General features: G+C 39.6%; 21 protein-coding genes, 1 pseudogene and 1 riboswitch. Of the genes and pseudogenes, 7 read left to right on the top strand and 15 right to left on the bottom strand.

Going from position 1 to position 18,605, the window contains the following annotated elements:
* Positions 1 to 1,219 precede the first annotated feature (1,219 nt).
* Entirely contained in the window at positions 1,220 to 1,807 is a 588-nt protein-coding gene (locus G8761_RS18685; RefSeq protein ID WP_243450082.1) for a peroxiredoxin family protein, read from the top strand.
* A gap of 295 nt (positions 1,808 to 2,102) precedes the next feature.
* Here G8761_RS18685 and G8761_RS18680 read toward each other — a convergent pair whose 3' ends face one another.
* Entirely contained in the window at positions 2,103 to 2,489 is a 387-nt protein-coding gene (locus G8761_RS18680; RefSeq protein ID WP_166029450.1) for a YidH family protein, read from the bottom strand.
* Between the two features lie 187 nt (positions 2,490 to 2,676).
* Between G8761_RS18680 and G8761_RS18675 the strand changes: the two genes are divergently transcribed.
* Positions 2,677 to 2,907, top strand: coding sequence for an excisionase family DNA-binding protein (locus tag G8761_RS18675; protein ID WP_166029447.1), 231 nt, complete (start codon positions 2,677 to 2,679; stop codon positions 2,905 to 2,907).
* A gap of 177 nt (positions 2,908 to 3,084) precedes the next feature.
* Positions 3,085 to 4,383: a uracil/xanthine transporter gene (locus G8761_RS18670; RefSeq protein WP_166029445.1), complete on the top strand. Its 1,299-nt coding sequence runs from the start codon at positions 3,085 to 3,087 to the stop codon at positions 4,381 to 4,383.
* A 33-nt stretch (positions 4,384 to 4,416) separates the two neighbouring features.
* Here G8761_RS18670 and G8761_RS18665 read toward each other — a convergent pair whose 3' ends face one another.
* The 9 genes and pseudogenes from G8761_RS18665 to G8761_RS18630 form a co-directional block, all read right to left on the bottom strand.
* The gene (locus G8761_RS18665; RefSeq protein WP_166029443.1) at positions 4,417 to 4,812 is read right to left on the bottom strand and encodes a cytosolic protein; all 396 of its coding nucleotides are present in this window, start codon (positions 4,810 to 4,812) and stop codon (positions 4,417 to 4,419) included.
* Between the two features lie 125 nt (positions 4,813 to 4,937).
* On the bottom strand, positions 4,938 to 5,585 hold the full coding sequence (gene thiE, locus G8761_RS18660; protein WP_166029441.1) for a thiamine phosphate synthase: 648 nt from the start codon (positions 5,583 to 5,585) through the stop codon (positions 4,938 to 4,940).
* Positions 5,582 to 6,403, bottom strand: coding sequence for a bifunctional hydroxymethylpyrimidine kinase/phosphomethylpyrimidine kinase (thiD, locus tag G8761_RS18655; RefSeq protein ID WP_166029439.1), 822 nt, complete (start codon positions 6,401 to 6,403; stop codon positions 5,582 to 5,584). The genes thiE and thiD overlap by 4 nt, the downstream gene beginning before the upstream one ends.
* 13 nt (positions 6,404 to 6,416) lie before the next feature.
* The gene (thiM, locus tag G8761_RS18650; protein WP_166029437.1) at positions 6,417 to 7,223 is read right to left on the bottom strand and encodes a hydroxyethylthiazole kinase; all 807 of its coding nucleotides are present in this window, start codon (positions 7,221 to 7,223) and stop codon (positions 6,417 to 6,419) included.
* A 24-nt stretch (positions 7,224 to 7,247) separates the two neighbouring features.
* Positions 7,248 to 7,451: pseudogene (locus tag G8761_RS18645) on the bottom strand (SDR family oxidoreductase); the annotation flags it as partial.
* A 213-nt stretch (positions 7,452 to 7,664) separates the two neighbouring features.
* Positions 7,665 to 7,774: riboswitch (TPP riboswitch) on the bottom strand.
* 211 nt (positions 7,775 to 7,985) lie between these two features.
* Positions 7,986 to 8,120, bottom strand: coding sequence for a hypothetical protein (locus G8761_RS27675; RefSeq protein WP_275940721.1), 135 nt, complete (start codon positions 8,118 to 8,120; stop codon positions 7,986 to 7,988).
* A gap of 12 nt (positions 8,121 to 8,132) precedes the next feature.
* Positions 8,133 to 9,353 (bottom strand): helix-turn-helix domain-containing protein, encoded by a 1,221-nt coding sequence (locus tag G8761_RS18640; protein WP_166029435.1) that lies wholly within the window; start codon positions 9,351 to 9,353, stop codon positions 8,133 to 8,135.
* A 204-nt stretch (positions 9,354 to 9,557) separates the two neighbouring features.
* On the bottom strand, positions 9,558 to 10,814 hold the full coding sequence (locus G8761_RS18635; protein WP_166029433.1) for a S8 family peptidase: 1,257 nt from the start codon (positions 10,812 to 10,814) through the stop codon (positions 9,558 to 9,560).
* 338 nt (positions 10,815 to 11,152) lie between these two features.
* Positions 11,153 to 12,433: a S8 family peptidase gene (locus G8761_RS18630; protein WP_166029431.1), complete on the bottom strand. Its 1,281-nt coding sequence runs from the start codon at positions 12,431 to 12,433 to the stop codon at positions 11,153 to 11,155.
* A 232-nt stretch (positions 12,434 to 12,665) separates the two neighbouring features.
* On the opposite strand from G8761_RS18630, the gene G8761_RS18625 reads away from it, so the two are divergent.
* Positions 12,666 to 12,923 carry a hypothetical protein gene (locus G8761_RS18625; protein ID WP_166029429.1) on the top strand — a complete coding sequence of 86 codons (258 nt, stop codon included), beginning with the start codon at positions 12,666 to 12,668 and terminating at the stop codon, positions 12,921 to 12,923.
* Between the two features lie 195 nt (positions 12,924 to 13,118).
* On the opposite strand, the gene G8761_RS18620 is transcribed toward G8761_RS18625, so the two are convergent.
* The gene (locus tag G8761_RS18620; RefSeq protein WP_166029427.1) at positions 13,119 to 13,550 is read right to left on the bottom strand and encodes a VOC family protein; all 432 of its coding nucleotides are present in this window, start codon (positions 13,548 to 13,550) and stop codon (positions 13,119 to 13,121) included.
* Positions 13,551 to 13,630: 80 nt separating this feature from the next.
* Here G8761_RS18620 and G8761_RS18615 point away from each other — a divergent pair, with 80 nt between their 5' ends.
* Positions 13,631 to 14,119, top strand: coding sequence for an HIT family protein (locus G8761_RS18615; RefSeq protein ID WP_166029426.1), 489 nt, complete (start codon positions 13,631 to 13,633; stop codon positions 14,117 to 14,119).
* A gap of 42 nt (positions 14,120 to 14,161) precedes the next feature.
* Here G8761_RS18615 and G8761_RS18610 read toward each other — a convergent pair whose 3' ends face one another.
* The 3 genes from G8761_RS18610 to G8761_RS18600 form a co-directional block, all read right to left on the bottom strand.
* On the bottom strand, positions 14,162 to 15,100 hold the full coding sequence (locus tag G8761_RS18610) for a magnesium transporter CorA family protein (RefSeq protein ID WP_166029424.1): 939 nt from the start codon (positions 15,098 to 15,100) through the stop codon (positions 14,162 to 14,164).
* A 230-nt stretch (positions 15,101 to 15,330) separates the two neighbouring features.
* The gene (locus G8761_RS18605) at positions 15,331 to 16,239 is read right to left on the bottom strand and encodes a cation diffusion facilitator family transporter (RefSeq protein ID WP_166029422.1); all 909 of its coding nucleotides are present in this window, start codon (positions 16,237 to 16,239) and stop codon (positions 15,331 to 15,333) included.
* Between the two features lie 200 nt (positions 16,240 to 16,439).
* On the bottom strand, positions 16,440 to 16,595 hold the full coding sequence (locus G8761_RS18600; protein WP_166029420.1) for a hypothetical protein: 156 nt from the start codon (positions 16,593 to 16,595) through the stop codon (positions 16,440 to 16,442).
* 96 nt (positions 16,596 to 16,691) lie between these two features.
* Here G8761_RS18600 and G8761_RS18595 point away from each other — a divergent pair, with 96 nt between their 5' ends.
* On the top strand, positions 16,692 to 16,901 hold the full coding sequence (locus tag G8761_RS18595; RefSeq protein WP_166029418.1) for a YozQ family protein: 210 nt from the start codon (positions 16,692 to 16,694) through the stop codon (positions 16,899 to 16,901).
* Positions 16,902 to 17,058: 157 nt separating this feature from the next.
* On the opposite strand, the gene G8761_RS18590 is transcribed toward G8761_RS18595, so the two are convergent.
* On the bottom strand, positions 17,059 to 17,811 hold the full coding sequence (locus tag G8761_RS18590) for a TraR/DksA C4-type zinc finger protein (RefSeq protein ID WP_166029416.1): 753 nt from the start codon (positions 17,809 to 17,811) through the stop codon (positions 17,059 to 17,061).
* A gap of 185 nt (positions 17,812 to 17,996) precedes the next feature.
* On the opposite strand from G8761_RS18590, the gene G8761_RS18585 reads away from it, so the two are divergent.
* A complete protein-coding gene (locus G8761_RS18585; protein ID WP_166029414.1) occupies positions 17,997 to 18,194 on the top strand; it encodes a hypothetical protein in 198 nt (65 codons plus the stop codon).
* Positions 18,195 to 18,605: the final 411 nt, after the last annotated feature.

The raw sequence follows: 18,605 nt of genomic DNA, 5'->3' as shown, positions 1-18,605 counted from the left end.
TTTGGCCATTTCCTGTTTCTCCTGTCCGAATAACTCTCTTTCGGAGTAGCTTATAGAACAAAAGCAGATCATTGTTGCTGGAGTGTATTTGATGAAATTTTTGAACCGGGTTTGTTTGATATGTTGTACGCAAGCAGCCATTCTTTGTCATAATCACCACAAAAAAGAACAAAGGTTGTCTTTTTTCTCTCTTATTCGTGGTCCTCCCTCTCCCCTTACCCAAAGGGAAATACTTTATTTTAAAAAATATAACAATTTCTATCCGGATATTTATACCCAACCCTGTATTGATTGTATAAATAACTAAATGAATAGAAGTCTTAGGACTCCTGCTAAGATTAATTGCACCGTTAACCTGGTTTTTATAAGAAATGTTATAATCTCAAATATCCAGAAGAACAGTCAATCTTCACCTAAAGAGTGTCTTGTTGCTATACTTGTTTGTTGGTTTTTGCTACGGTTGTGCTTTCCGCTATATGAAACATTACCGCAAATTCAACACTTAAAACTTTAAATCACCAGATGGTGATGATAGTTTCGCCTGCGCGTAAACATGAAATAGCCTGAGTCTATTTGCCAAAGGCGCGGTATTGGAGTGTTAGTATGATATTTACTTTAAAAGTGAGTAATAATACTTTTAATATGATCAATTATTTAAATATATATATGGATTATTTACCGTTTTACCATTCGGGCAACTCTTATTTCTGCTATATTGAGAATCATTATTAGTTGTTTTTTTGGTGAATGAGGTAGAGAAATCCCGATGAGTGGTATACTAATGCATGCATATCTTCTCTATATCCCGGTTTATAAATTATGTTATCTCCTATTTAATTATTATTATTTGCAAAATCTCTGGTACTAAAGGGCAAATTATAGCTGCAAAGAGATCACGGCTTTTTATTTTTATAGAATACACAAAAAGGCCACTTCCATTTTATTTAAGGAGTTAGCATTGTAGTTGCTCAATATATTTGCTTTCAACAGTTTTTTTGGAGATGCTTATCCTTCGGAAGTTATAATGATACTTCTTTTTATATCATTATCTGTCAATTCATTTAAGGTTCGAACAGTGAACTTATAACTCAAGTATTTTTGTTTATTTTTAATTGAACTCTTAGTTTTAAGTTGATTTGATACAGCTTTTATGTCGTTAAATATTAATCGGGATTTTCCTTGTTCGGATTCTCTACATAATAAAGGAGGAAAGAGAAAGTTGAAGAAGAATAGGCGTTTATCTTATGTCATTATTGCACTTGTGGCTGTAATTGTGGCGGTAAACATATGGAATACAACAGCAAAAAAAGAACGAGCAGAAGAAGCAAGGTCAAAGGAAGCGGCAGCTATCGAAAATATTCCTGGGACTAAAATTACTTCACTGGATGTAGGCACAAAAGCGCCGGACTTTAAGTTAGGCACAATGACAGGTGAAAAGGTTAAACTTTCCGATTACCGCGGAAAAAAGGTCATTCTTAATTTTTGGGCCACATGGTGCCCTCCGTGCAAAGCCGAAATGCCTCATATGGAAAGCTTCTACAAAGCAAACAAGGATAAGGGGATTACAATCCTTGCCGTGAATCTCACCAGTATGGATAAAGGTCAGGAAGAGGTTCAAAAATTCATAACAGATAATGGGATAACTTTTCCCATCCTGCTTGACGAAACAGGAATGATTGGAACTAAATATCAGGCGTTTACCATCCCTACAAGTTACATTATCGATACAAAGGGGATTATTCAGAAGAAGATGGTCGGACCAATGGATGAAAACACAATGAAAGGCTTTACTGATGGCATTAATTAATTCCAGGTTTACGCCCTTTAAAAATAAGTATCTGGTTAATTTTAATGTCGTTTTTTTAACAAATGAGTAAGCAGAGAATCCGCTACACTCTCGAAAGTGCCATTACATTTCCTTCGTGGGATGTTTTTTGGAGATGCTAGTTCAGTGTCCTGAGGAAAATGGCTGTCAAAACCGCAGCAGTGAGGAACGAGCGAGGAGGCTATGGCAGTTAGTCCGCGGAAAGGCAGCGCATTTTAGTCGATATAAACAACGCAGTTAACAGAGCCTGCAATAAAAGACCTGAATTCTTATGAATTCAGGTCTTTATTAATCCCCAGGCAAATAGAAAGTAGATGGCAAAAACAACAAATATAATAATTAAAGATGCCGATAAATAGACAACCATTTTCTTTGAAAAACGAAAGGTTTGACTGTTAATATCTCTCCCTTTTGCAAAGTATCTTATTGTTGTCAGGATAATAGTCAAAATACCTGACAATATGGACGCAATTCCTATTATTTTGGCGAGCACATCACTCATTTCAATCTTCGCGGTCATTGTTGAAAAATGAAGATTAGTAATTAAGAAGCCCACTCCAATAATCGTTATGCTCGTCCTTACCCAGGCCAAATATGTGCGCTCATTAGCTAAATGCTGCTGTATATACTTTGAATCAATTGTTTGTTTTCGATCCTCACTCATAAATCTTTTATACCTCTTTATTTGTAAGATATCAATAGGAATATACCTCTTTTATTCTTCTCAAAATAAAAAACTATACCCACTTAAAGTTGGATAATAAAATTGGCTGAATTAGTCTCGGAACCTTCTTTTTTTCTGTGGTCTTTAGCAGGGAAGTTTTGTATAGTGTAGGAGAGGTGAATTTTTGATGTACCTTACATTAAAAGAAACAGCAGAATACTTATCAGTACCCGAATCCCAGGTCGAGAAACTAATCCGCCAAAAAAAGATCAGGGCTCTTTTTGATGGGGATCAATACCTTGTATACAAGGAACAGTTTAACACACATTTTCAACAGCTTGAAAAATATTTAAGGCTTATCGAAGAACTTAAAAATGAACCTATTCCTGAAGATATTGATGTGAAGGACGAGGACTAAAAAAGAGGTTGTTCCAAAAAACTTTTGGACGGCCTCTTTTTTCAGGGAAATTAAGACCTATAACAGGCCTGCATTATTTAGACTATTTCTTCATTTTTTTTGGTTTTTCTTGTAAAGTATTAAATTGTGAACCCTATAGTTCTTAGCAATGGATTTAAGCTAGAAAGGATCTTATTTATGCCTAAACTTTCACCTTCTACACTGACCCTTGCGTCTCTGCAATGGCTGTTTTTTATCTTTGCTAATACTCTTGTTGTTCCACTTTCAGTTGGAGCAGCCTTTCATCTATCTGCAGCGGAAACTGCTATGGCCTTAAGAGCATCTTTTGTTTTCATTGGAGCAGCCTCTATGGTACAGGCTTTATGGGGACATCGGTTCTCATTAATGGAAGGCCACTCGGGGCTTTGGTGGGGATTAATTCTAAGCTTGTGCACATCTGCTTCCGCATCGGGCATGAGTTTAACACGGCTGGGCGGCGCACTTGCAACAGGAATTATCCTGGCCGGTGTTGTGGCGGTCCTGGTTGGCTGGCTGAATCTTATACCTTTGCTACAAAAATTGTTTACCCCAGTCGTTATGTCTGTTTATTTATTTCTTCTGTCATTTCAGCTCATTCTTATTTTCTTTAAAGGCATGCTGAAACTAACTCCAAATGGGCATTTAAACATACCGGTGAGCCTGTTTTCAATCTGTCTGGTTATTTTAACAACCATTATCAGTGTGAAAGGCAAAGGTCTGGTAAGAAATTTTGCCGTCCTTATTGGAATTATTGTTGGCTGGGTTTTATATACCCTTCTTTTTCCTGGTTCTCAACAGGCGGTTCCTGCCGGCGATATCAAACTTACATTGTTCCCCTGGGGCAAGCCCAACCTAGAGATTGGTATTGTATTAACTGCATTTATTACCGGATTAATGAACCTTACAAATAATATTTCCGGACCCAAGGCCTCTGAAGGACTGTATGGAAGAGAAATAAGCAAAGGTGAATTTAAGAAATCCTTTATTATTTCAGGACTTTTTTCCATTCTATCTCCAGTTTTAGGGCTTGTACCTAATACACCCTTTACATCTTCACTTGGGCTGCTTGAAAGCACAAGGATTTTGGAGAGGAAACCGCTTATCATTGGCAGTGTGCTGTTTGCACTGCTCGGTTTAATTCCGGCACTCGGTTCTTTTTTCACCACGCTTCCGGCAACAGTCGGTAATGCTGTTCTTTTTGTTGCCTATATGCAGCTGTTTGGAACAGCACTGAAAAGTGTTAAACCGCATAGTTTTGATTCAAGGAGTATCTTCCGGTTTGCTTTTCCCTTGCTGGCCGGAGTTTCAATCATGAATCTATCTCCGGATGTATTGCTTAATGTGCCATTGCTTATCCGTCCTTTAATCAGCAATGGTCTTTTAATGGGGCTTCTGCTTGCTATCGTATTTGAGGTTTCCGTAAAGTGGGAAAAACTTGATCCTTCTGCTGTAAAATAAAAATAGCCGCTTCCCAACGGGAGCGGCTATTTTTTAAACTTCTACAGATTGTCCTTCTTCAACAATATGGAATAGCAGGTGGGCCAGATGGTGAACTGGTCCATACTCGTCGTCTTCTTCATTGATTTCTTCATTAAATTCCAGATCATTTAAATATAAAGCCATAAACTCATAAAAATCCTTCATGGCAAAAGAATAACAAGCAGTTGGATCCTCATTATCCTCTTCATATTGCAGCATGAGGTAGGACACTACTCCATCTGCATCCTCCGCATCAAAGAACACAAAAAAGCCAATATTGGTATCGAGTTCAAACAAATGCCTTGTCCCGCCTTCACTGGCCTTTTCAAAGTCTTCCTCACTTAATTTCTGAACCTGCATAGCATCAACATTATCCTGCTGGTGGAATCCTACTACAAATGACTTCATCCCATCACTCCTCACTTTGTTTTGGCCATCACTGTATACCATTTTACCCAAAATTAGCAATAATAGTCCAATTTATGACCAGCACAAAGTTTTCGCATCAGCCTGAAAGCTGTTTATAGTCAGAATTACTCTAATCCTACAGCAGTACCCAGGTCCTTTGCAGCCTGTAGTGGTGAAGCAGCCATGCTGATTGCGGTTATAACAGAGACTCCATCCGCTCCTGCTTTTACTACAGCACCTGCATTAGCTGCTGTAATGCCACCTATGCCAACAATAGGGATATCCATTCCTGCGGCTCTAATTTGTTCAATAAGGATAGTCCCGCTCTCTCCCTTCGCATCCTCCTTTGTAGAGGTTTGATATATGGGGCCAATTCCTAAATAATCGGCCCCTTCCGCTACAGCCTTTTTGGCTTCCTCAAGGGTATGAACTGACACTCCAAGAATTTTTCCGTCAATTTTGCCGCGAACAATAGAAGCAGGTTCATCTTCCTGTCCAATATGAACACCATCCGCCTCCAGAGCAAGGGCTAACTCGATATCATCATTTACGAGAAACGGAACACCATATTCTTTGCATAATGATCTAATATTGCTTGCCAGTTCAGCCTTTTCTTCACCCTTTAAAGCGCCTTTTCCTTTTTCACGAAACTGAAAAAGAGTAACTCCTCCCTTTAGAGCATCTTCCACTGTTTCTAATGGATTACCCGGGGAATTATTGCTGCCCATAATAAAATATACCTTTAGCAAATCACGGATTTCTCTTTTGATCATTCCTTTTCACCCTCTATATTACGATCAAGCCTGTATGCCCAGTGGTTGGTAGGACCATGCCCATTGCCAATTCCTAAGTCATAGCGGATAGCAGCTTCTATAAACCTTTTTGCCACCTGAACAGCATCTTTTACTGATGTTCCTTTTGCCAGCTCCGCTGTGATGGCAGCAGCAAAGGTGCATCCTGTTCCATGAGTATTTTTAGTTTCAAGCCTAGTGCTTGTGAAATAGGAGAACTCCTTGCCATCAAATAATAAATCAACTGCTTCCTCTTCTTCACCATGTCCGCCTTTAATCACTACATTTTTTGCACCCATGGAGATGATTGCTTCCGCTGCCTGCTTTCGGTCTTCCAGATTACTAATATCAAGACCGGTAAGTACCTCTGCTTCAGGAATATTTGGTGTTACTACTGCTGCAAGGGGCAGCAGATATTTCTTAAGAGCATTCACCGCTTCATTTTGTAAAAGGGAAGCGCCGCCCTTTGCAATCATGACCGGATCGACAACAAGGTTTGACCAGCCGTATTCTTTGATTTTTCCTGCAACAGCTTCAATAATTCCACTACTGAAAAGCATTCCTGTCTTTACTGCGTCCGTTCCCAGGTCGGAACCTATTGAATCGATTTGCTGAATAACGGCTTCCACTGACATTGGATAAACACCTTGAACACCTAAGGTATTTTGAGCGGTAACAGCAGTCAGAGCAGACATTCCGAAGACGCCAAGCTCTTGAAATGTTTTTAAATCCGCCTGAATCCCTGCTCCCCCGCCGCTATCTGAGCCCGCAATTGTTAAAGCCTTAAAAACCTTTTTCATACTAGTAGCCTCCTTACAAAGTTTCAATCTTACCGTGCTTTCTAACATCATCACTTGTTATGCTGGATAACTGATTTAAAAACTCAATTTGGAAGCTTCCAGGACCTTCTTCAATTGTTTTTTTTGCCGCTTTTTCTGCTGCGACTCCATAGCTCATAAGGGCAGAAGCTGCTGCTTCAGAAAGATTTTTTTCTACAGCTGCAAATGCCCCAATTACTGAAGTCAAAAGGCAGCCGGTACCTGTTACCTTGGTTAAGACAGGATGTCCATTTTTGATAACAAACGTGTTTTCTCCGTCTGTTACTACATCTTCTTTGCCGGTTATAGCAACGACGGTACCAAATTGCAAAGCAGTTTTCTTGGCAAGGGCGACTACATCACCGTTTCCTTCTCCTGCGTCTACTCCCTTAATCGCCCAGGATTCCCCAACTGTATTGGCTATTTCAGCAGCATTCCCTCGAATAATTGAAACCTTTACCTCTTTCATAATCCTCTGGGATGTTTCTGTACGGAAAGAAGTAGCTCCTGCTCCAACCGGATCAAAAATAACTGGAACCCCTGCTTCATTTGCCGCTTGTCCAGCAAGGATCATGGATTCAACTGTTTCACTATTTAATGTACCGATATTAAGAACAAGTGCCCCGGCTATTTTCGCCATTTCAGCAACCTCTTCTTTTGCATATGCCATAACAGGTGACGCTCCTAATGCAAGCAGACCGTTAGCCGTAAAATTAATAACTACCACGTTTGTTATATTATGTACCAGTGGGTTTGCCTTTCGCACAAGTTCTAATAAATTTGCTAATTTAGTATTTTCCATGTCATCTATCTCCTTTGAAATGTTTTACTTCATGACAAAGCCGCCATCAACATATAAGGTTTGGCCTGTCATAAATCTGCTCCAGTCAGAAGCTAAAAATAGGACTGGCCCTGCCACATCTTCAGGTGATGCCATCCGCCTTAATGGCGTCAGAGCAATAATCATTTCTTTTACTTCTTCTCTCGTCTCCCTGCTCGCATCAGTAGGGTAAACAAGACCCGGAGTCACAAGTACGAAAGTAACACAGTTTTAAAACTAGACTTCGTTAATCTCGCCAGTGATTTCCGCTCCTTGGACCGCTTTTCCCGCTGGAGTCTCGCTCCTTTTGCTTCAATCAAATTAAGGAAAAGTCAACAATGAGCTTTAACAGAGCCAAAAACTAAAAAAGACACATTGCGTAAGCAAAGTGTCTTGTCTTGCAGATATATTTCATGAAAACAAAAATATCAACAACGCTTTCCCTACGCTGGCATTACCCAACAGGTTCATTCGGTCTGCGGCAGATTAGCCACACTCTCAGCCTGATTCCACAGGCTCCCGCTAATATTAAGTTCCTTAAAATTTTACTCCTGCTCTTACTGAAATGCAAGGGAACGGCCCTTTCCAATATTAGATAAACTTACATTAGAAAAGCTTGGCATTTGCCAAGCCCTTTTTGGCGGATGCCTTAGCTTTTCTTATGCGTTCAGAATTGATGGATATAAATTCTGATTAGCTAAAATAAGCCTCCCTGTTTTAAAAACAAAGAGGCAATTATAATGATCAAATTGGAGGCTGGATTGGGTGCTCAGACGGAGTATCCGCTGATTCAGCTGAAAGTTTTCCAACTGCTGTACCGCCAAATGTAAATACTGTTACAGCCATTAAAGATAAAACACCTAAAAGCAGTTTTTTCAATGAAATTCCTCCCTAACTAATTTTATTTAAATATTGAACTGCTTTAGAAAACACTCCAAGTTTGTTGTAATGCTCAGAAAGCAGTTTATAAAACCGCATAATATCTTCCATGTTCCCATTGCTAACCTCAAGGAATGGAATAACCTTTTGCTCAAGAAATACCAGAGATTTTTCTGGAGATTCTAAGTACATAAGATAAAATTCCGCCAGCAGATGATACTTCTTTACACCCATTTCCTTTGCGAGTGAAAAGAGCCTGCTGAAACTTTGCTTTGCTTTTTCCTTATCTTTAAAGGAAAAGTAAATTTCTCCAATGGAATACAAGGTAACAAGATAATGAAGGGTGTTTTCCCCCTGCAGGGCCAGGCTTTTTTCATAAAAAGCCAGTGCTTCCGCTTCTTTCTTTATCTTTTGATGGAGATGTCCCATATTATGATAAATTTGCGGAAGGAGCTTCGTCTCGTTCATTATTTCTGCATTTCTAATTAAATGTTGAAAGCAAGTCCGTGCCTCTTCATAAATTTTTGACTGAGTATAATTAATTCCAAGGAGCATAAGGGTATGAAGAGTCCGTTTAAAATTATGCTTTTCCATAAAAAACTGAAGAGCCATTTTCCCAAAATGGACAGCATATCCGGCCTGATCCAATGCACTTTTAATCAGCGCACGGTGATAAAGCACATCCCCCGAGTTAAATTCATGGTTTGGATTGAAATCCAGTCTTTCCATCTCTTCATCGGCCTTTTTATAATCACCCTTCATCATTAAACATATCGCATTGTAGTAATCAAATAAATACCTTTCATGTTGGGAAAAATTTTTCTTTTGTTTGCTCAGCAAATTTTTTTGTGTCTCTGCCTCCGCCATTTTTCCTGTAAACATAAAATATCTGTATTTATATAATTCGTATGTATAGATGTAGGCAGAGAAAGGGACTATACCCTCCAGTTCTTTAAGCTGTATAAATATTTGTTCTGCTTCGTCCTTAAGGTAATACCTCATCTTTTCCTGAAGAGACTTTAGTAAAATGCCAATCTCATTTTCTTTTTCACTAATTCCTTTAGGGTCGACATGAAGGCGGCCCAACAATAAATTTATTGTTTCCTCATTGGCTTCCTTACCGTTGTTTTCAATTTTACTAAGATGGGGAACTGAGCATATACCTTGTGCAAGTTCTTTTTGGGTCATACCTTTTTGAGTTCTGTAATATTTAATTAAGGGACCGTATTCCAACTTGATCACCACCCCTTTTTATATTAATCTATCACGATGGGATACTTTTAAAACATACCAAAAGACCCATTTTTAAAGTATTCTGAAAATATATTTAGGAAAAGCTGGGATTCTTCAGGTACCAGAGGCTGATTCCAGATTTATTTCCTTGCTTATCATGGACTAAAAGCCATCCGGCAAATTTACGGATGGCTTCTTCATTTATTATTTAACCCTTGCAAAGCCAAAGCCGGATGCATTATCATCGCCTATTGCAGCGCTTATGCCGCCTTTAATATCGTTCGCTTTTGCTCTGTTTTGCAGTTCAGTACGAAGCTGTGACTGGTTCCACAAAGGATTTGCTGCCCATATTTTAGCAGCAAGACCTGAGACATGCGGAGTTGCCATGGAGGTTCCGCTGATGGTGTTGTAAGCTCCATCGTTCCAGGTTGATTCAACTGACCTTCCCGGTGCAGAAATCTCAACATCCCTTTCCTGAATCACATAATCTCCATCTGTTGCAGAGTTTCCACGGGACGAAAAGTCGGCGACTCGGTAGGTTCCATTTTCCTGGACGTTTTCAAGCGCAGCTACCGCTACAACATTCACCAGACCTCCAGGGTAGCCTATAGTGTTATCTCCCGGGCCATCGTTACCAGCTGCAGCTACTATAAGTACACCTTTAGCATAAGCATAATCTACAGCGTCAGATATTAGTGAATCCTTTGAACTTGATCCCAAAGACATAGAAATAACCACATGTGAACCGGTACTTGCTGCCTGGTCTGCAACCGTACGGATGGCACTGGCAATATCATCGGAGTACCCAGACCCTCTGTCATTCAATACCTTATAAGACCAAAGCTTTGCTTCAGGAGCTACTCCGAAAATCCCCTTCCCATCGCTTCCGCCATTTGCAAGAATCGTACCGGAAACATGCGTCCCGTGACCGTTTCCATCCGCACAGCTTCCATCAACCAAAGAGGTTTTAGTCTGAGAGAAGTCCTTACATTGAACCACACTCCCTGCCAAATCCTTGTGGGTTTTTAAAACACCTGTATCCAGCACTGCTACAACTACTCCCGAACCTCCAGAAGTCTTAGTAATAGCGGGATCATTGTAAATCGCTTGAATTCCCCATGGTGTCTGGTCACTTGGAACCGCGGATGTTCCTCCGCCTGGTTTGCCTTTAGCAGCATAAACATCCCCAACTGTTATTTCTGGTACTTTTTCGATCTTTAAGTTTTTATTTTTTAATAATGCCTGAAATTGACTGTCATTTAAGGTAGCTGTAAACCCCTTGTTTCCAAAGTCCCAGCGTACATTATAGTTTGGTTTAACTTTTTGTGCATCGGATCCCTGGATGTATACCCGGTAAGTATCCTGTTTGGCTGCTGTCTGCCCAAAGGCTCCTGTTGCGAATAGGGAAACCCCCATTGCTAGGCTAAGAAGTACTGCACCAACTACTTTTCTTTTCGTCATTTGCGTTCTCCTCTCATTTTAGGGAATACATTAACAACCTTAATTTTATTCTAAATCTTCTGAAATTAGTGAAGGAATATGTTCTTTAGTAGTTGGGAAAATTCCTTTAGTGAAAGATTTCGCACTGAACAAAAGGTGCAAGCGCCCTGGTTAGCCCCAACAGGCATAAGACGAATCACGTTAGAAATCCTGATTTCTGAAGTGATTTGGCTTAGGACCCCGAGGGGCTGGGCGCTGGAGCTGGATTACAATAACATAGTTCGGAGTTATCCAAAAGGTAAAAATCTAAACGACAAAAAACCACTCCAGCAAGCTAGAGTGATTTTTATAATGCAATTTTATTTTACACGCGCAAATCCAAATCCTGACGCATAGTCATCGCCTGTAGTGGCACCTGTTCCACCTTTAATATCATACAATTTGGCACGGCGCTGCAATTCAGAACGAAGCTGTGTATTTGTCCATGTTTTGTTGGCTGACCAGATTTTGGCCGCAAGACCTGAAACGTGAGGTGTAGCCATTGAAGTTCCGCTCATAGTAGTGTAATTTCCATCATTAGCAGTGGAATAAATGCTTGTACCCGGTGCAGATACTTCAATATCTTTTTCCTGGATTACATAGTCTCCATCCGTATTTGGGTTTCCGCGTGATGAGAAGTCAGCAACACGATAGGTTCCATTTGATTGAACATTTTCAAGAGCTGCTACGGCAACTGCATTGACAAGGGCACCAGGATAACCGATTGTGTTGGCATTTGGTCCGGAGTTTCCAGCAGCTGCTACTACTAATGCTCCCTTGCTGTATGCATAATCTACTGCACTAGCAATCATGGAATCTTTTGTACTTGATCCAAGAGACATGGAGATTACTACCTTAACTCCAAGTCTTGTGCCTTCATCTGCCGCATGGCGGATACCAGCAGAAATATCGTCAGAGTAACCTGATCCGCTGTCAGTCAGTACCTTATACGCCCATAATTCTGCCTGCGGGGCTACTCCATAAATACCAAGGCCGTCATAACCGCCATCTGCAAGAACTGTCCCGGATACATGTGTTCCATGTCCATGGCCGTCATTACAGCTTCCGTTTACCATAGAGGAACTGGTTTGAGTAAAGTCCTTACATTGTTCCACATTATCTGTTAAATCAATATGGCTCTTGTAAACTCCGGTATCAAGAACAGCTACCTTAATTCCATCTCCACCAGAGGTTTTTGTAATCGTGCTGTCATTATAAATGGCTTTGATTCCCCATGGAACCTGCTGGGTTGGAGTTGTTGACTCTATCGATACTCCTTTAGGTGAAGCAGCCTGCTCTCTGGAATCAAGAGCTACCTTTGAAACTTCCTCTATCTTTAAGTTTTTATTATTTAATAATGCCTGATACTGTTTTGAATTAACTGTGGTGGTAAATCCATCACTGCCAAAATCCCAACGGTAGCCATATGCACTTTTTGCTTTAGCCTGTTCTGCCTGTGGCCCCATTATATGTACCCGGTAAGTATCTTTCTCAGGACCCTGATGGGCAGAAGCCTGCTGTCCAAATGCCCCCGTAGCAAAAACTGAAATCCCCATTGCCAAACTTAATAGCGCAGATCCAAATACTCTTCTTTTCTTCATCCTGGTTCTCCTCTCAAAATTAAAAATTAGACACAGCTCGTTAGCTGTGGCTAAAGTATATTTCATATTTTCAGAGAGTACCAAAGGATATCTGGGATTTTATGGTTGGGAAAATTAACACCCCTCCTTTTAGCATTTTCTTTAAAACCTACACAAAATCATCATGATTTCTGCAAAGTTTTTGCACATTTAACCATTAAAATTAGATTATAAACAAAAGGAGCTGATTAATATGAAAAAAATGATCTTCAGTATCGTGGGAGCAGTCGTAATCCTTGGAACTCGCACAGCTGTATTTGCTGCTGAATCTTGTGATTTAAGGAATATTAATTTGGGTCAAATGAAAAAGCATATGGAAGAAGTACATCCAGGCATGACTACTCAGGAAATGAAAGATATGTACAAGGATTGCCACGGAATGAATGGAGCTATGCAAAGCAAAAACTTTCAGATGATGGATGGCACCAAAGATATGATGAGCCAGTTCTAATACAAGAAACAGCTGCCCAGGAGCGGGCAGCTGTTTTTAATTAGGGATGAACTTTTTCATGAGATGGAGTTTAGAAGACTATTGAGATAATATCACTGCTTTTGATGTCAAGAAGGACTTTTAGCCGCTTCATTCTTAAACCAGTTTAGCCTAACCTTTTTTTCCTAAAAATAGCATCCGCGTCATGGGCTGCTATTAAAAGGATATCATTGCTCCTCTTTCATCAAATACTGAAGTCGGATTCCAAGCAACTTCCCATAAGTTGTTTTCTGGGTCCGCAAAATAAGCCGTACGTCCGCCCCAAAAAGCATCACTTGGGTCTCTCAATACTTTGGCCCCGGCTTCCTTCGCCACACTGATGCATGCATCTACCTCTTCAGGCTTCTCTACATTGATTGCAAGGGTAAAGGCTGAATATTTACCCTCTGACTTTTCTATCTCTACACCTGCATCTTTAGCAAGTTCATGGAGTGGAAATAACGTCAGCATAACCCCTGCCGTTGTGAAGGCGGCATAGTTGTCAGAACTAATCGCGGTTTCTTCCCATCCCAGCTTTTGATAAAAAACACGAAGCTTTGGCAGGTCGACTGCCCCTATTGTTACCAGACTAACTCTTTGCGGAATCATAAAAAACCCACTTTCCAAAATTTTTCTTAATAGTATAATAATACAAGATTATGATAAAACAATAGTATTTTGGAGGATTTATGAGAACTTTACTTTTAGCTGACGGACAAACTGTAGAAGTAGAATGTCTCAGCTGTGCTCTGACAAGTGGTTTAATAGAACCCGAGGGTGGAGTGATTATGGAAACTGAACATTTCCATGCCCATCAGGATGTTGCCTATCCGATTAAAGGGCTTGTCATTCTTGCTTCTAAAAGGCATTTTAAATGCCTGGATGAAATGACGAAAGAGGAACTATCGGATTATACCAGCGTTTTAAAAAGAATTCGTGTTGCTCAGAGAGAGGCATTGGGAATAGAATATGTTTATTACTTTTACAATGAGGATACGACTCACCATTTTCATACATGGATGGTTCCCCGCTATGAATGGATGAATTCCTTTGGCCGGTCCGTAGAATCTGTGAGGCCCGTACTTCTTCATGCTCGGAATGAAATGAACAACGAGGAAAACCGTAGAGATATGCATGAGGGAATTAGAAAATTGTTTGAATATCTGGAAATTAAATAGTAAAAAAGAGGGTGGCCGTTATTTCAGGCACCCTCTTTAAATTTAAAAGTATTTCTTTTTCCAAAAAATAAGTGCAGTCATACATGTAAGAAAAAGTGCAAAAGACATAGTTATTAAAAATGCATGAGGGCTATGCTGGAAAGGAAGATTTACGTTCATTCCATAAATGCTTGCTACCATTGTCGGGAAAGAAAGAATAATGGTTACGGATGTCAAAAATTTCATAACAATATTCAGGTTATTCGAAATGATAGAGGCAAAGGCATCCATCATACCGCTAAGTATGGAACTGTACGTGTCAGCCATCTCAATAGCCTGCTGTTTTTCTATAATTACATCTTCCAGAAGGTCCTTATCTTCATCGTACATTTTTAAATAATTAAAACGCAAAATTTTATCAAGAACAACCTTATTCGATCTAAGCGAAGTTGTAAAATAAACTAAACTTTTTTCGAGGGCCAGGAAGGCATACAATTCTTTGTTCTTCATTGATTGATGCAATTCCCGTTCAATTTCATTTGTCTTTTTGTTAATTTGTTTAAGGTACCGCAGATAATAAGAAGAAATAACAAAAAGAATTTGCAAGGCAAACCTTGTTTTCTTAAAAGTAAAGAATTCTTTTACTTTATTGTTTTTAAAGTCTCCTAGAATTGGTGTGTCCTTCAAGGAAACAGTAATGATGCAGTCATCAGTTAAAACAATCCCAATTGGAATGGTTTCATATATCGGAAATCCCGAATCATCATGAGTAATATATGGATAGTCTACGATAATATAAACTTGGCCGTTATCCCTTTCAATCCTTGGCCTTTCTTCATCATCCAAAGCATCTTTTATAAAGTCGACAGAGATTTGCGTTCCCTCTGTCACGCTGATTATTTCCTGTTCAGTTGGGGCATACAGATTCACCCAGCAGCCTTTGGAAATCTCATTTATTTTTTCAAGCTGTCTAAATTCATTGCTTTTAAAAATTTCAATCATGATAAAACCTCCTCTCATATTTTTCGAGGAAGCCATCCTACCTTTTCTAGAGCTGATATTCTTGCAGAAATCAATTCGATCTTTTCAAAGATAAACGTGACTTCCCCTAGCCTCTCGGGGTCTGGGTCAACCGAGTAACACAAAAATATCAACTCCTCCCGTACTTTATTCCAACCTTATCATAAACCCTAAACCCTAAAAGCACAAACCTGTTTTTTACTGGAATTTGCCTACTTCTCAGGGAAATATGGGTTAAGATGAATCAACACTTCATCAATATTGTCGTATTTTCCAATCAGACTGTCTTTTATAGCTCTTGCCAGATCATGGCCTTCTTTTATTGTTTTAAAATGGTCAATGGAAATTCTCAGGTCAACCATTATATAATGGCCAAGCTCTCTTGCCCTGATCCGGTCTATCCTGCGGACCTCAGGAAATTGCGAAATGACTGTTACATAATCATTCAATGTCTCTGTATCGATATTTCTTTCAAGTAGAATATCAAATGCTTCTGTAAGCATTTCTTTAGCAATTCTAAAAATAAGATAGGCAACAAAAATACTGGCTACCTTATCTCCATAAAGAAGAAAATGAACATTAAACCAATCTCCTGCAAGTGAGAGCAATACCCCTATTGCCGCTGCAATGGAGGCAACAATATCTGCTTTATGGTCAAAGGCAATCGCCTCAATTGCTTTGCTGTTTTGCTGATTGGCCACTTTAAGAGAAGACCGATATAAAAGCAATTTTGCCACGAATGAAAGTACGGCTACCCACATTGCCAATATGCTAGGCGTTTCAACAGGATGGAAAAAGCCTGATATTCCTTCATAAACCACATAAAAGGAAACTAGTAAAAGAAGGATCCCCACAATTTCCGATACAATAACTTCTGCTTTCCCGTGTCCATAGGGGTGTTCTTTGTCAGCCGGTTTATTGGAAATCTTAATTACCAGCAAAACAATGACAGATGCAAAAACATCTGCGGCAGAGTGTATACCGTCTGCAAAAACAGCATCTGATTTCCCATAAAGACCAATAGTAATTTTTCCGAGAGTTAGTAGGATGTTGCTAACCAGACTAATCCAGGCGATTTTTTTTGCTAAAGTTTCTCTCATCTCCAATTTATTCCACTCCATATAAAATTCCTTGTACTCCTGCCCAGAAGCCAGTATTAAAGTACATCGGAAGCAAATATATATTGCTCACTTCCCAATCAATATCCCTTTTAAAAATCCATTTGAAAGCATAACAAATAAAAGGCAGGTGGGTCTAGAGAAAAAATATTGCCTGCTTGACCCTTTTTAGAAAGCAGGAAAAAATGTTGCCCAAGGTAATCTTACCCTTGTTTATTATGTGCTGTTGATTCATTATCCACTTCCTGTTTCATTTGTTCTTCTTCCTCGTCGACTGTTATTCTTGTAATTTGATCCTGAAGAACTGTAAATGCCCGATCAAGTCCTTCACGTGCTGGTAAATTTTTTTCTTCCTTCATTTTTAACCTCTCCTTCCTATTTGAGCCATGAGTAATTATTAAAGAATGGCAGAAAATAATTTTGAACGAACATATATCTTTAAGGAGTGTTGATCCATGGAATCTAAAACGCCAAAAGATTCAACTAAAATTGCAGGACGCATGTATCATACTGATGATTATAAAAAGCAGGATGATCTGTCCTCTGGATTGGCAACTACCCATGAACAAGTAAGCGATGCTTACATGGAAGGTGAAATCGGGGCAGTTATCGATGATGTCAACGGCAAGGACATTGAAATTCCTCAAAAAGGATATGAGGAATAAAATACACTGCTAAAATGTTGAGAAAACAGCTTCAGATGAAGCTGTTTTCTTTTTTAGCTAATCAGAATTTATATCCATAAATTCTGAACGCATAAGAAAAACTAGAGCATCCGCCAAAAGGACTTGGCGAATGCCATGTTTTTCTAATACCCATAACTTAATCATTTTCAACATATGGATCATGTTCATATCCAGGTAAATCTCCAAAGGTTGTCATTATTCCCTCTTCATCCAGTTCAGCTTCATATAGTTCATGCTGGGCATTTGGATAGACGGTTACATTTTTTCCATACATATCATTGCCCGCAAAGTTCTCAAAGTCCTCAACATATCCCAAATTTTCATCTGCTTCAACATACATATCATTGTAGGCATCTTCGGAAAATGCCAAATCGGAAGGAGTTTCCGAAGTTCCGTAAACGGCAACATCCTGCCAGCTGTCTTCAGCATCAAAGGCGACAGATTCATCAATTTCATCAAGGTCGAATTTACCGAAAGGTTCCATAAGTACTCCTTCCTCCAAAGGGCGTTCATGAGATACAACTTGATCGGGACTATGCTCTTTACAATATAAAGTGGTAGGGAGAGCTTCAAGCCTTTCCAGTGGAATGTCCTTTCCACAAACATGGCACTTTCCATAATCCCCTTTAGCAATTGCATCCAGTGCTGCATTAATATTTCTTAATTCCAGATTATAATGCTCCCTTAGGGCAATATCTTTTTCACGCTCGTAAAGTTCAGTTCCATCATCAGCCGGATGGTTATCATAGCTTGATAATTCTCCCATTGATTCATGATCAAATCCACGGTTGAAACCCATTTGGTCATCTTCTTTTAAAAGGTCCTGGAGCTCACTTTTTTCCTTTGACAATCGTGTTTGTAATTCGGCCATTTGCTGTGAGGATAGCATGGTAAAACTCCTTTCTCATATATGAGTAACTGCTGCCATAAAACCGAATGGAGCGATTGGAGGCAAAATACAGTTTCGTTTCACTTCTCATATTGTTCCACTTTTACCGACTTTCATTACGTCTTTTAATTATGGTGGGAAAATTTGTACCGCATTAAACCTTTGTGGGGAATACAATCTAATTAATGAACCATGCAGAAGAAAGCGGGGATATTAATATGGTAAATGAAAACTGGAAGCAATTTAATAAAACACAGAAAAAGCATATTGGCACGTATATCGGAACCGGACATGATCAAACTCCGGGTATAAACGATGGAAAATATAACAACCAGAGCAATACCGATAAATCAGTTGGGGCAGCCGGCAGAGAATTAAAATAAGAAAAGCGCAAGCGCCCGTTTAGCGACGTTTGGAGATGTGAAGAAAGGCTAAGGTCGCCACGTCCTCGAAAAGCTGCGCTTTTCTTCGTGCGATGTAAAAGCTGCCGGAGCTTTCCTTGTCCTGTGGCAACGCCCTTTCTGACCCGCGTCCTGCGGGCCTCCACTTCGACTGAGATAAAGGATACACGAAATGCATTTCGATGTTGACTTATCGTAGGGAGAAGCGGGATGGACACTAGCTGCACCAAGTATCACCTAAAGGTCCTACTTGATGCAAGATAATCCAGGAAGCTTATCAAGGATGAAAACTCGCTGGGCGCTGAAGCTAGACAATTTAAAAGGTAAAACTTTATAATTCTTATCAATTTAAATAAAGGCTGGGATTTCCCCAGCCTTTTTTGTAACACTATT

This window comes from Neobacillus terrae (genome assembly GCF_011393025.1).
GTDB classification, from domain to species: Bacteria; Bacillota; Bacilli; order Bacillales; family Cytobacillaceae; genus Neobacillus_A; species Neobacillus_A terrae.
This window is presented reverse-complemented; position numbering and strand designations above follow the sequence as displayed.

Excerpts from the sequence above, each read along its gene's own strand:
- G8761_RS18635 (WP_166029433.1), bottom strand. The coding sequence starts at position 10,814 with ATGACGAAAAGAAAAGTAGTTGGTGCAGTACTTCTTAGCCTAGCAATG.
- thiM (WP_166029437.1), bottom strand. The coding sequence starts at position 7,223 with ATGGAAAATACTAAATTAGCAAATTTATTAGAACTTGTGCGAAAGGCA.
- G8761_RS18585 (WP_166029414.1), top strand. The coding sequence starts at position 17,997 with ATGAACCATGCAGAAGAAAGCGGGGATATTAATATGGTAAATGAAAAC.
- G8761_RS18620 (WP_166029427.1), bottom strand. The coding sequence starts at position 13,550 with ATGATTCCGCAAAGAGTTAGTCTGGTAACAATAGGGGCAGTCGACCTG.
- G8761_RS18680 (WP_166029450.1), bottom strand. The coding sequence starts at position 2,489 with ATGAGTGAGGATCGAAAACAAACAATTGATTCAAAGTATATACAGCAG.
- G8761_RS18600 (WP_166029420.1), bottom strand. The coding sequence starts at position 16,595 with ATGAAGGAAGAAAAAAATTTACCAGCACGTGAAGGACTTGATCGGGCA.
- G8761_RS18605 (WP_166029422.1), bottom strand. The coding sequence starts at position 16,239 with ATGGAGTGGAATAAATTGGAGATGAGAGAAACTTTAGCAAAAAAAATC.
- G8761_RS18630 (WP_166029431.1), bottom strand. The coding sequence starts at position 12,433 with ATGAAGAAAAGAAGAGTATTTGGATCTGCGCTATTAAGTTTGGCAATG.
- G8761_RS18625 (WP_166029429.1), top strand. The coding sequence starts at position 12,666 with ATGAAAAAAATGATCTTCAGTATCGTGGGAGCAGTCGTAATCCTTGGA.
- G8761_RS18610 (WP_166029424.1), bottom strand. The coding sequence starts at position 15,100 with ATGATTGAAATTTTTAAAAGCAATGAATTTAGACAGCTTGAAAAAATA.
- thiE (WP_166029441.1), bottom strand. The coding sequence starts at position 5,585 with ATGATCAAAAGAGAAATCCGTGATTTGCTAAAGGTATATTTTATTATG.
- G8761_RS18675 (WP_166029447.1), top strand. The coding sequence starts at position 2,677 with ATGTACCTTACATTAAAAGAAACAGCAGAATACTTATCAGTACCCGAA.
- G8761_RS18665 (WP_166029443.1), bottom strand. The coding sequence starts at position 4,812 with ATGAAGTCATTTGTAGTAGGATTCCACCAGCAGGATAATGTTGATGCT.
- G8761_RS18590 (WP_166029416.1), bottom strand. The coding sequence starts at position 17,811 with ATGCTATCCTCACAGCAAATGGCCGAATTACAAACACGATTGTCAAAG.
- G8761_RS18595 (WP_166029418.1), top strand. The coding sequence starts at position 16,692 with ATGGAATCTAAAACGCCAAAAGATTCAACTAAAATTGCAGGACGCATG.
- G8761_RS18615 (WP_166029426.1), top strand. The coding sequence starts at position 13,631 with ATGAGAACTTTACTTTTAGCTGACGGACAAACTGTAGAAGTAGAATGT.
- G8761_RS18670 (WP_166029445.1), top strand. The coding sequence starts at position 3,085 with ATGCCTAAACTTTCACCTTCTACACTGACCCTTGCGTCTCTGCAATGG.
- thiD (WP_166029439.1), bottom strand. The coding sequence starts at position 6,403 with ATGAAAAAGGTTTTTAAGGCTTTAACAATTGCGGGCTCAGATAGCGGC.